This is a genomic window from Nocardiopsis alborubida, from assembly GCF_012396365.1.
Classification (GTDB): Bacteria; Actinomycetota; Actinomycetes; order Streptosporangiales; family Streptosporangiaceae; genus Nocardiopsis; species Nocardiopsis alborubida.
Map to the genome: position 1 here is coordinate 1 of NZ_JAAXPG010000058.1, position 11833 is coordinate 11833.

Below are 11833 nucleotides of genomic sequence, written 5' to 3' on the forward strand. Positions count from 1 at the left end.
TGACCGTCGCGGCCACCGGCGGCCCCATGCGCGGGGCCCTGCTCCTGGCGGTCTACGCGCTGGGGATGGCGGGTCCGCTGTTCGTGCTGGCGCTGCTGTGGGACCGCTACGACCTGGGGGAGAAGCGTTGGCTGCGCGGACGCACCGTCTCCCTCGGCCCCGTGCGCGTCCACACCACGAGCACGCTGTCCGGTCTGTTGTTCATCGCCATCGGCGTCGTGTTCCTGCTCTATGACGGAACGGCGTCCCTCTTCGGCGGTATCGGGGCGTTCGACGACCAGAGCTACCGGGTCCAGGAGTGGCTCTTCGCCGTCGGCGGGGCGGGGATCGACGTGTTCGTCCTCGGCGCGGCCGGGATGGCCCTGCTCGTGGCGGGTGCCTGGAAGTGGAGCCGAGCGCGCAGGACGAGGGGAGCCGAGGGGAAGAAACCGATTCCTGAGGTCATCTCCCGGGGTACCCACCCCGACACCACCGACGGAGACGTGTGAGTGCACTGTTCTGCGGGTTCTTCAACGAAGGGACGACGAAGCGATGACGCGGTGGACGCACAGGCAGTGGCTGGTGGCAGCAGGCAGTTTCCTGGGTGCCCTGATACTGCTAGGAGTACCGACGGTGCTGTTGCCCAACAGCCTCTTCACCAGGGAAATCGAACCGACGTGGTGGTCCTATCCCGTGTGGGGCGTCACCGCCGTGCTGTGCGGTCTCCTGGCGGCCACCTACGTCAGGAACGGAAACGCGCCGGCGAGGACCGACGAGGCCAGGAGCGTCACCGGCGTCGTCCTGACGTGGTTCGCCATCGGCTGCCCGGTATGCAACAAACTCGTCCTGTTGGCCCTGGGCACCTCGGGCGCCCTGTCCTGGTTCGCACCCCTGCAACCGCTGCTCGCGGTCGCGGGCGTCGTACTGCTGTCGATCGCGGTCAGGACGCGGCTGAAGCGAACTCGTGCGTGTCCGCTTCCATCGCCCCAGAATGGGTGAGGGGCACCGTGCCACCGGTACGGCATGAGGGCTGTAGCGCCGGGACCACCCATACCCAAGGATGCGGCCGGAAACATTCCTGGAGTGATGGCAAGGGTTCTGGTCTGTTCCCGACGGAGGTGCTGAGCCGGGAGTGGCGCCCCTTCGACGCGATGCGCACCGAAGTCATGGCCGGGCAGTACCTGGACACCCTGGAGCAGGCGCGGGGCACCGCTACCCGCGAGGCCGCGCTGCGTTACAAGCCCGCCAAGTACACGGTGGAGCGTCCACTGGGCCTGGGCGCGACCCTGGTGGGCGGCGGCTCCAGCTCGATGGCGTTGAGCAGCTCCCCGGGCGGTGCGGGCGCCGGTGAGGATATGGGCCAAGGCCTCGTCCGGGGCGTCCTTGCAGGCCACGCCGATGTCGTTGGGGCTCACCGAGTCCAGGCGGGTGGTGATCTGACAGGCCCGTTTGTCGGGGTCGGCGCCGGGGCATCTCCAGGTCTGCGTCAAGGCTCTGGCTGGATTGAACCTGATCAGTGGAAGCACCGGCGGGCCTGTGTGTTTCGCCCTTAGGCCTCGGGTAGTCGTGTACGACGGCTCCACACGAGACCGGCCCAGCTTCCGAAGGGGAACTGATGTCCACACCCACGCGAGGAGAGCCGCGCTCACACCATGGCCGCAACCTGATCGCGGGTCTCCTGCTCGGACTGGGCACCGTCGCCTTCCTCGACGAGGTGGTCTTCCACCAGCTCCTGCACTGGCACCACTTCTACGACCTGTCCACCAGCGACGTGGGACTGGTCTCGGACGGGCTCTTCCACGCCTTCAGCTGGTTCGCCACCGTCGCCTCGCTGTTGATGGTCGCCGCGCTGCGCCGCGCGCACACCTTTCGGGGTCTGGTCTTCACCGCCGGGTGGCTGACCGGGGCGGGGTTCTTCCAGCTCTACGACGGATTGGTCCAGCACAAGGTGATGGGCCTGCACCAGATTCGCTACGGCGTGAACCTGGTGCCCTACGACGTGACGTGGAACGTCATCGCCGCCGCCCTTCTCGTCGCTGGAATCGTGCTGTGGACCGTCACCGCGCGACGCGCGCGCCGGTCCACCGAACCCACCGGGGCCACGGCCTGACCCATGGACCACCACGAACACCACGCCCCCGAGGCCGCCTGGCTCAGCCCGGGGGAATCGGCGACAGCGCTGCTGTTGGTGACCGCCCTGGCGGCCTACGCGGTGGCGGTGGCGATCCTGCACAGGCGCGGCACCTCCTGGCCCATCGCCCGCACCGTGTCCTGGGCGGCAGGCCTGCTGTGCGTGGGCGTGGCCCTGGTCGGCCCCATGGCCGAACGGGCCCACCACGACTTCGCCGTCCACATGGCCGGACACGTCCTGTTGGGGATGCTGGGGCCGCTCCTGCTGGTGTTGGCGGCCCCGGTCACCCTGGCCCTGCGGACTCTGCCGGTGCGCAAGGCCCGCCCCCTCGCCCGGCTGCTGCCCTCGCTTCCACTGGCGGTGCTGACGAATCCGTTCGTGGCGGGGGTGCTCAACATCGGCGGACTGTGGGTGCTCTACCGAACCGGTCTGTACACCGCGATGCACACCGACCCGTGGGTGCACGCTCTGGTCCACGCGCACGTGTTGGCCGCCGGATACCTGTTCACCTTCGCCGTCCTGGGCGGACCCGACCCGGCGCCGCACCGGCCCTCCCCGCCGTGGCGGGCAGCGGCGTTGGTCCTGGCGATCGCCGCGCACAACATCCTCGCCAAAACCCTCTATACCGCCCCGCCCGAGGGGGTCCCCGCCGAACAGGCGCGCGCGGGGGCCGAGCTGATGTACTACGCGGGTGCGCCGGTGGAGATCGCGCTGATCTTCCTGGTGTGCCGCCCCTGGATCCTGCCACGCAGGAAGGCCTCGAACGCCTCCAGGTTCGAGTCCGTGTAGGGCTCACAATATCCTGCAGTCGAATGTGAGCGGCATGCCCCAGCGGCGCGGCTTCCTGCTCGGCACCAGGGTGCTTCCGCAGATCCGCGCCGACCTGGGAACGCCGTAAGTGCGGACCCCGGCAAGGCGGAGAACGGTCGCCCGCCAGGGCTTAGGCGGTGGGCCCCGGCCAAGACAAGGGGAGAACGCCCAGGGCCTTGCGCAATGTCTCGTTGCGCAAGGGCCCTTTGATCGGGCTGGCTCCCGCGAGTAGAAGCGGCTCCTGTGAACGAGTCAGGTTCGGGCCAGGCGGTGAAAAAGAGCGGATCGGTTGGCGGACTCTCATCATGGCCGCGCCGGGATAGACGATCCGCTGCTGGTCAAAGACCTCTCTCAGATCAAGTCCAATGACGCTGGACACACGCGGGGATGGACCGACTGGCCGTAGGTCGGATCATAGAATGATCCGGTGAGCCCCGCGCACGCGGGGATGGACCGCACTCGTCGGGTCGGTCTTGGATGAGCCCCGGGTGAGCCCCGCGCACGCGGGGATGGACCGGCCGCCTCGGGCGCGCGGCCACCGGCCCGACCGTGAGCCCCGCGCACGCGGGGATGGACCGGGTCTGGCCAAACTCCGCGAGCAGCTCACCGCGTGAGCCCCGCGCACGCGGGGATGGACCTGTGCGGTATTGATCCACAATTCCGCTTGTTCTGTGAGCCCCGCGCACGCGGGGATGGACCGCTCATGCCGCCGCACCCCCGGCCCGGCGCCGGGTGAGCCCCGCGCACGCGGGGATGGACCGACCTCCGCCTGCCGCCCGGACAGACCGTCATCGTGAGCCCCGCGCACGCGGGGATGGACCGGCATGATCGACTCAGGCTTCGCGCGCATCACCGTGAGCCCCGCGCACGCGGGGATGGACCGAGATCGTGCGCACGGCCGCTGCCGTCTGACCCGTGAGCCCCGCGCACGCGGGGATGGACCGGCGCCGACGAGGAGGAACCGTCGGCGCCCGAAGTGAGCCCCGCGCACGCGGGGATGGACCGCGACCGGAAATCGTCGGTGTCAGCGTGCAATCGTGAGCCCCTCGCACGCGGGGATGGACCGCCGCGGTCACCGACGTCCAGCAGACCTACGGTGTGAGCCCCGCGCACGCGGGGATGGACCGACGGAGCCCGACCCGCGGTGCACCGTGGTGTGGTGAGCCCCGCGCACGCGGGGATGGACCGCCCGCATCCACGCTGGGGCGCAGCGCCGCAGGGTGAGCCCCGCGCACGCGGGGATGGACCGCCGTCTGGTGTTCTCGCACCGGGCGGCTTCGCTGTCTTCGGTTGTCCTCCCAGTTCACCCCCTTTGCACGTGCATCACATGATCGTGTCCACAGCCCTGGAGGCCCTGTGCGGTTTCGTCCCCTCGTTTTTGTCGCCCTCGTCCTGGGCCTGACCGCCTGCTCGCAGACGCCCACCGCTCCCGCCGGGCCAACCCAGGCCCCCGTCACCGAGGCGGCCCCCGGGGACGAGGGGCGCATCCCGTTGCGGGTGGAGGCCATCACCGACAGTGGGTCACTCATGGACTCACACGAGGACGGGACCTGCGAGTGGATCGCCCCGTCCTATGTCCTACGGGACGGGGCCGGGACCGTGGTGGACGTCGGCGACCTGGTCGCCGACGGGAACGGCGGGGGCACCGTGGGGCAGGTGCGGGGGGAGATGTCCGACCGTGTGTGCGTGCTGTCCGCGACCCTGTCAGCCCCGCCAGCGGACGTCTATGACGTCGAGATCGTCGCCCGGACCACGACCCAACCCGGGGCGGGGGAAGAGTACAGCGGATCGGCTCTGATCAGCCGTACCACCGCCGTCGACGAGGCGGTGGTGGTGACCGTGGACGGACCCCCCGCCATGTATTGACAGGCCCGCCCCTACACTCCCGTGCAGCACAGCGGCGAAAGCCCCTACCATGGGCGCGCTTTATAGAGCCTCAGAGAAGTGAAACCTGAGCGATCGCGCGCCTTGTCCGAGCGACGGCTCACCTTCATAAACCCTTAGAGGGGTAACACGGAAGGCCCGGCACACGCCGGGCCTTCGTGCTGTGCGGGGTTACTTCTCCTTCTTCGGCCCCCGTGGACGCGACTCAACCCTCGCACCTTCAGCGATCCTCCGGTTGTACGCCGGAGTAAACGGCGACAAGGCGTTGACCTTCGTGGGGGTCATTCCGGCTTCGTGAGCCCCGCGTACGTGGGGATGGACAGGCGGGAGGACGCCTGGAGCCCCTGAGGAACATGTACGCACGGCAAACCCTGTGAGGTGGTTGATGCGCTCGTCCAGTGGTAGCGCAGGCGCTCTGGGGCGGCGCACCAGCGGGATACGGCTGGTGATCAGGGAGTCATCGTTCTAGCTCCGGCGCGGCCAGTCGATGACCAGGCGACTGTGGGGCTTGTCGATGACCAGCCGCGGGTCGGTAGCCATCAGCTGGGTGCGGGCCTCACCGACGGCCATGCGGAAGGTGGGGGCGGGCGCGCTGTTGTCCCAGCCGGAGTCCCAGGCACCGACCTCGGTGACGACCTGCTCGGTGAGTTCGGCGGCGCGCGGACCGTGGCCGATGACCCCGATCTCCCAGAACCTGCCCTGGTCGTCCTCGCCTTCGCGGATGGTGAAGTAGGCCAGGCTGTCACCGTCCAGGGCGGCCATTGCGCCCCAGCGGAAGTGCGGGGTGAAGCCGGGACGAGAGCCGGGCATGCGAGACAGCCCGTTGGGCAGCACGCAGGCCAGGTACAGGTACAGCCACTCCCAGTTTCCATCCCCGCGGAGCTTCACCCCGGTGTAGACCTTGGTCGGCTCATGGTCCAGCACAGTGCGCAGTGCCTCGTGGTCCACGTCCTGCTCGCTGAAGGTCTCCAGACGTACGTTTCCTTCGCCGGCCATGGGCACGCGGGTGCAGATGTCGTTGCACACGCCCTTGCGCAGGGGCACGAACGTGGCCATCTCGCAGGAGGTGGTCTTCCAGGTGTCGCCGTCGCGTTCGAAGGCGAAGCTGCGGGAGATGCTGCCGCGGATCCGCATCGGCAGGACCAGGCGTCCGCCGGGGGCGAGCTGGTCCAGGAGCTTGACCGGGATGTCACCGGCGCCGACGGTGAACTGGATGCGGTCGTAGGGCGCGTGCTCGGGCAGCCCAGCAGCGCCGTCGGCCAGCACCACGCTCACGTTCGAGGCTCCGGCCGCGGCGAGGTTCGCATGGGCGTTGTCGACGAGGTCCTGGTCGATGTCCATGGTCCACACATGACCCTGCGGACCCACGAGGCGGCTCAAGAGTGCGGCGTTGTAGCCGGTGGCGGCTCCGGCCTCCAAGACCCTGTGGCCGGGTTCGGCGCCCAGCTGCTCCAGCTGGGTGGCCACGATCGAGGGTGCGGAGATGCAGGAGATCATCGTGCCCGCCTCGTCGTGCTTGATGGGCACGGCGTCCTCGACGTAGGCGGTTTCAGGGTCGACGCCGGGCAGGAACCGGTGGCGCTCGACGGCCCGGAAGGCGGCGATGACCTCGGGGGAGCGCAGGCGGCCGTTGTCGGCCAGGCGGGTCACGAGCGCTCGGCGCAATTCCTCGGCGGTCTGCGGAGCGGTGGTAGGCGCGGTGTCGGTCATGTGAGCTTTCGTGGTCGGCGGCGGATGAGCAGGAGGCGAGGGCTCGCTCAGGACTACACCTACCTGTCCTGATCGGGAATGTTGAGGATGGCCGCGCGCGCCGCCCAGGCCATCGTGGATTGGGCACGGGTGGAGAGGCCGAGCCGGTTCCAGTGGAAGATGACCTGGTAAGCCAGGACCCGGCGCAGTCCCCGCTCCAGAACGCCTCCGCGCGCCACAGCGCCCAGCCGACGACCTGTTCGGTCGAAGGCGTTCGCCCACTCGGCGAAGCCCTCCAGGAAACCGCCGGTGCCGAACATCGCTCCGTCGTGTGCGGTGTCGGCCAACAGGAGAGAACGCACATCCCCGACCAGCCCGTGGAGCCGTTCCCCGGTGACCCCAGCGGGCAGGGGACGTTCTCGGCATACGTGATCCCACACGTCACCTTGCTCGTACCATTCCAGCCCTGCGGCCCGTAGGAGCTGGGAGCACAACAGCAGCGACAGCTCCCGATGCCCCAGGGGGCTGTGTTCGTTCACGGACATGGTGAGGATGGCGTCGCTGTCAGCGTGGAAGAGCCGGTGTGCCGCCTCCAGCCCCTCAGCTCCGCCGAACGCCGCGGTCTCGGGCTCGTACTCACCCGTCCAGCATCGGGCCAGGCGGCCGGCGCTCGCCAACTGGTCCAGCTCGGCGCTGAGACGGGTTCGGGTCTGCGGGTGCGAGGTTTGTAGACGCAGCCGCCAGCAGGGGTGCTTGCGGATGAACCACCAGCTGGTGATGACACCCTCGGCATGGGCACTCCGCAGCAGCGGAAGTAGGTGCCGGGCCGCGGTGCGCCCGGCCCTGTCCCAGTCGGGGAACTCCACGTACACCTGCCACCAGCCTTGGGCGGCATTGCCGGCCAGGGCACGGCGTCCGGCTCGCCCGAACACCTCCACCAGGTGCTGAAGCGCTGCGGGGTTCATGTGCGCGTCCACGGCTGCGACGTGCAGTGATTCACCTGCCAGTACGCGCGCGATCGCGTGTTCGCTCCCACCGTCTGCAGCAGCGAAGGGAGACGGGTTCAGTCGATGAGCAGGCATGCGTCCCACCCCGTGATCGGTGCTGCGTTCGCTGGGACCGTGGACAGCGCCAGTGCCGAGCCCGCGCGTCCTTCGAGTAGCCCTGTCACCGTGGTGCCTTCGGCATGGTGAGCCAGGGACGCGGCCAAGCCGGGCAGGTGCACGGCCAGGGCGGATGTTGCGGCGTCACGGGCGGCACGCCAAGTGGTCTGGTAGACCCCGGCCCAGCCGTGGCACAGGCTCCCGTCGCGCAGTTTCCCCATTTGGACGGGGTCGGACAGGCACGCTTCCAGCGCGTGCTCGTAGAAGCTCTGCCGGGCCTGATCGTCGATGGCCAGCGCGGCGAGCTGACCGGCGCGTGCGATGCCGGGGGTGCCGTAGCACCAGGAGGGACGGGCGGGGCCCTGCTGGTGCGGGCGGCCGGTGGCCAGGTCATGTGCGGTGAGGTGTTCGGGCCACCACGGTCCCCGCTCCGCGTCCTGACGCCACTGGTCCAGGTGGGTGAGGATGGTTTCGATCGCCTCGGTTTGTCCGGGAACGGTGACGCCGCGCCGTTGGGCCTGGCTGAGCAGCATGAGCGGCCCGGTGATACCGTGCGCTGCGCCGAGGTTGCCGTGCCCGCCCGCGAAGTGGACCGAGTGTCCTCGGCGAGGATCATGACCCACCCACCACCCCGGACGTGCGTGACCGTCCACCACCACGGGGCGGGTGAGGGCGACCAGGTAGTTCAGGACGCGCCCCATCGCGTCTCCGCCTGGGTTCTGGCGCAGCAGGTGGGCGCCGATCCCACTGAGTCCGTAGAAGGTGTCGTACTCCCCGAATGTGGTGGGCTCACCTCGGCGGATACGGTCCGTGGCCGCCTCCACACGCCGGTGCGCGAGCCGGGTCACGTGAGCGTCCATGCCGACGCGAACCTCGGTGTAGCGACTGGAACCCTTGCCGGTGCCGGTGCCGGTGCCGGTGTCGGCAGCGGCCAAGACGAAGGCGACGGCGGTGACGCCCAGGAACAGGCCCGTCGTGTCGGCGGCGCTGACCTGTTCGGTGACCGCGGCCTTAATCCACCGATGCGCCTGCTGCCAGGTGCCCTGCCCGGTGTGGGCGCGTTCGATGTGCACCAGGGCGATCCCCGCCGCGCCTTCGCCCAGGGACTGGCCAAGCCACGGCTCCTCACCTGGAGTTGGGGTGTTCAGGTGTGCGGCGAGACGCTCGACGACCGCAGACGCAGAGACGTCCAGGCAGCGCACGGGGGCGTTCACTTCGGCCTCCGGGTGGTGTGGGCCAGCGCCACGGCGCGTGCCGTGCGCAATGTGACGGCCTCCTGGTCCGGACTCACGCCGAGCGCGCGTACCTGGTGCAGATGCAGCAGGGACCGAAGGACCGTGGTCGGCTCGCGCTCGGCGGCCAGACGCTTGCCGTAGTCGGCCAGCGCCTGGGCTCGTTCCCGCCAGGCCTGGGCCACCTCTTCACCGCCGGGAAGCTGTCGCAGGGTCGTGTAGTCGTCTCCGGGCGCGCTGACTTGCAGAGCATGGTGGCGTATGTCCTGGTCCACCGGCCCCGGGGTGTAGGTCAGCTCGTTCATCAACCAGTCCAGGCCCTGGGCAGGAGAGGGGCTGAAGGCGCTGACCAGGTCGACCATGCTGGCCGCGGTCAGGGCCTGCGCGTCAAACCCCGTGGTGTGGGACAGGCGGAGCTGAGCGAGAGCCGCGTTCGAGTCGGCGTTGAACACGGTTTCGGCCGCATCCATGACTTCTCCGTGGCCGTACCGGCCGTGCTGTGGGTGGTAGGTGGACAGCTCCAGGTCCGCCAGCAAGCGCATGTGATTTAGCTGCTGTGCCCAGGCACGGAGGTTTTCCACCGCACCGCCGTAGTCCTGTTCAGCGGTGAGGCGCAGGCACAGTTCCAGGTAGGCGGGGGTGTCGGGCCGTACCAGGTCGCGATGGCGCCGGAACCACCACTGGACCATGCCGGGCAGGCCAACGGTCAGCGCGTGCAGGTGGTCGGTGAGGATCTCGTCGACACGTTCGGGGTGGACGAACAGGCGTCCCAGGACAACATCGCCGCCGGGCAGCCGGGTGTCGTCGGCCTGGGCGGTGTGTGGAGGTCTCGACGCGAGGGTCGCAGTGGTCGTGGACGTTGGGGCGGGGGCGTGCAGGGGCACCACCAGTTCGTGGGCGCGCCCGATCCAACCCATCTGCTCAGGCCCCCAGGTCTCGCCCAGTTCCGCGCGCTCGTGCTGGGTCAGACGCTGGTGCAGCAGGTGCCTGTGCGGCGGCCGGGACAGGTCCAGGGGCAGGCGTCGGTCGTGTTCGACCAGCGCCACCTGTTCGGGCACCCGCCAGTGCTTCCGCCATCGCTCCAGACCCTTCTCCCATTCTTCGTTCGGGGCATGGACGTCCGGTAGGTCGTCGGAGCCCAGGAGCCACCGGGCCGGAGAGACGATGGTGTTGGCGTAGCGCACCCGGGGCAGGTAAGGCAGGCGTGTGGCGGCGCCGAAGTCGAAAGCCCCGTAGGCCGCGCAGCGCGCCGTGGCGACCTCGGACAGGAAGCGCGCCAAGGGCGGGGTATGGGCGCCTGCTTCCAGGGCGTGCGCCACACGCAGTTCGACGTGCTGGCCTGTGGACAGCTGTCGCAGTCGCAGACTGGTCGCGTCGGCGCTCACACCCAGGTCGGTCACCGCGATCACCGTGTCACCGTCCGGCTGGTGTTCGGCCAGCGAAACCACCAAGGGCAGTAGCTGCGGGGTACGGACGATGTTGTCGTTGCGGCGTTTACGCGCGGGGAAGGACAGCTGCGCCACCACCACTTCGGGATCGGAGGAGTGGTAGGAAGCGGCGAGGGTCTGCCGGGCATCGTCGGGAAGCAGGTGCGCGAAGCGGCCGAGCATGCTGCTGCCCGGTCGGGGAGCGCCGGTCACCACGGCGGTGAACGCTCCACGGGCCAGATCCTGCATGGTGGAGGCGTGCAGCTGGACCGCTATCTCCACCCGTGGCGCCGCTGTCGTTGGTTCGCCCTCAGCGGGGCCCAAGCGGGTGATCACCTCCTCGGTCAGGACGATTTCCTCCTCCCCGAGGGCCGTGCCCCGCTGGACCAGGTCCAGGAGCGTGGTGTCCCGGTCGGTGAGCAGCTGTGGCGGGCGTCGGCGGTCCGATCCCAGGTATCCGGCGGGCCAGCCCAGGCCGCTGTCTGCTACCAGGTCCAGCACCGGCACCACCGCGCCGGGCCCGTACCGGGAACGGAAGCGATGGTGGTAGTCGCGCCACTCCGGGCGACCGAAGGGGTGAGCCGAGACGCGGGTGAGCACATCCGCAGCCTGTTCCAGAGGACCCATCACTCCTGCGGGTAGCTCCAGGTGGCAGTCGAGGGCGGTGTCGACGATGACGGGAACCGGTGCCGCGTCGCTGAGCACGCGCATGCGCTCCAGCACCGGGGCACGCTGTGGCCAGGCGGTGTGCGCTGTCGGATGTGTGAGGTCCGCGTGGATGGCGTGGAGCTCTTCGACGAGGTCGGCGATCTCGCCGATGTGTCCGGCGTCGAGCTCGGTGAGCTGGTCGCACAGGTACCCCAGTGCGTCGGGGTGGGTGATCGGCGCCCACAGGGACGACAACAGAACGTGCTGGGCGAGCAGGTCCTGTAGCAGCGCGGTGATCTTCTCCCGGGGTGCGTTCGCGAAGCACCGGGAGAGTTCTTCACGGACCCGGCGGTAGGGCACGGGGAAGCGTGCGGCCTGCAAAGCGGTGGCCACGGGTGGGGTGCGGCGCACTGACACCTCCACCGGTGCCGCCAGACGCGCACGAGCGTCGGCGGACTGACCCGCGACGACGACTCGGTTTCCTCGGATCTGGGCGGTGTTGTTGGCGACCACGCGCAGGCGCTCGACGAGGGCGGGGCATCGGTGCAGGCGTGCGATGACCTCGCACAGCCATTCGCTGTCGGCTCGGAGGAAGAGGAGATGGTCCTCGCCCCAGGTCACCGCTGGGGCGGGGCCGCAAGTGACCGGGGCGGTGCCCGCGAAGAGACCGAACGGTGTGGGACGCTGCCAGCGGGCGAGGTAGGCAGCCATCGACAGCACGGCCTTACGGACGCGCCGCCCGTCCACGCACTCCTGGGACACGATGGCCTCGACTCGCGCGCACAACCCGGGGCTGGACGCACTCTGTCTCGTTCCGGGTGTGATGGAGGCTCTCAAACTTGGGAAGGATGAGAGTCATGCCGGCACCGAGGAAGTACCCGCCTGAGCTGCGCGAACGAGCGATCCGGATGGCTGTGGACGCCCGCCGCA

The 11833-nt window shown here is 69.4% G+C and carries 8 protein-coding genes, 2 pseudogenes and 1 CRISPR repeat array; of the genes and pseudogenes, 6 read left to right on the forward strand and 4 right to left on the reverse strand.

Going from position 1 to position 11833, the window contains the following annotated elements; all coding sequences use genetic code 11:
- From HGB44_RS31210 to HGB44_RS31235, 6 genes and pseudogenes are all read left to right on the forward strand, one after another.
- Positions 1 to 488 (forward strand): annotated as a pseudogene (locus tag HGB44_RS31210) (cytochrome c biogenesis CcdA family protein); the annotation flags it as partial.
- A gap of 43 nt (positions 489 to 531) precedes the next feature.
- On the forward strand, positions 532 to 978 hold the full coding sequence (locus HGB44_RS31215; RefSeq protein ID WP_061083756.1) for a hypothetical protein: 447 nt from the start codon (positions 532 to 534) through the stop codon (positions 976 to 978).
- Between the two features lie 107 nt (positions 979 to 1085).
- Positions 1086 to 1274 (forward strand): annotated as a pseudogene (locus HGB44_RS31220) (polyprenyl synthetase family protein); the annotation flags it as partial.
- 320 nt (positions 1275 to 1594) lie between these two features.
- The gene (locus HGB44_RS31225; RefSeq protein WP_061083754.1) at positions 1595 to 2089 is read left to right on the forward strand and encodes a DUF2243 domain-containing protein; all 495 of its coding nucleotides are present in this window, start codon (positions 1595 to 1597) and stop codon (positions 2087 to 2089) included.
- Between the two features lie 3 nt (positions 2090 to 2092).
- On the forward strand, positions 2093 to 2899 hold the full coding sequence (locus HGB44_RS31230; RefSeq protein WP_168444229.1) for a cytochrome c oxidase assembly protein: 807 nt from the start codon (positions 2093 to 2095) through the stop codon (positions 2897 to 2899).
- A gap of 448 nt (positions 2900 to 3347) precedes the next feature.
- Positions 3348 to 4169: direct repeats of the CRISPR family, unit length 29 nt; unit sequence GTGAGCCCCGCGCACGCGGGGATGGACCG.
- A gap of 107 nt (positions 4170 to 4276) precedes the next feature.
- Positions 4277 to 4786: a hypothetical protein gene (locus HGB44_RS31235; protein WP_061083699.1), complete on the forward strand. Its 510-nt coding sequence runs from the start codon at positions 4277 to 4279 to the stop codon at positions 4784 to 4786.
- A 483-nt stretch (positions 4787 to 5269) separates the two neighbouring features.
- Here HGB44_RS31235 and fxlM read toward each other — a convergent pair whose 3' ends face one another.
- The 4 genes from fxlM to HGB44_RS31255 form a co-directional block, all read right to left on the reverse strand.
- A complete protein-coding gene (fxlM, locus tag HGB44_RS31240) occupies positions 5270 to 6514 on the reverse strand; it encodes a methyltransferase, FxLD system (protein WP_061083698.1) in 1245 nt (414 codons plus the stop codon).
- Positions 6515 to 6573: 59 nt separating this feature from the next.
- Positions 6574 to 7458, reverse strand: coding sequence for a thiopeptide-type bacteriocin biosynthesis protein (locus HGB44_RS31245; protein ID WP_231972686.1), 885 nt, complete (start codon positions 7456 to 7458; stop codon positions 6574 to 6576).
- 98 nt (positions 7459 to 7556) lie between these two features.
- A complete protein-coding gene (locus HGB44_RS31250) occupies positions 7557 to 8810 on the reverse strand; it encodes a lanthionine synthetase C family protein (RefSeq protein ID WP_231972685.1) in 1254 nt (417 codons plus the stop codon).
- The gene (locus HGB44_RS31255; RefSeq protein ID WP_267909191.1) at positions 8807 to 11740 is read right to left on the reverse strand and encodes a lantibiotic dehydratase; all 2934 of its coding nucleotides are present in this window, start codon (positions 11738 to 11740) and stop codon (positions 8807 to 8809) included. Before HGB44_RS31255 ends, HGB44_RS31250 begins: the two co-directional genes overlap by 4 nt.
- Between the last annotated feature and the right edge of the window lie 93 nt (positions 11741 to 11833).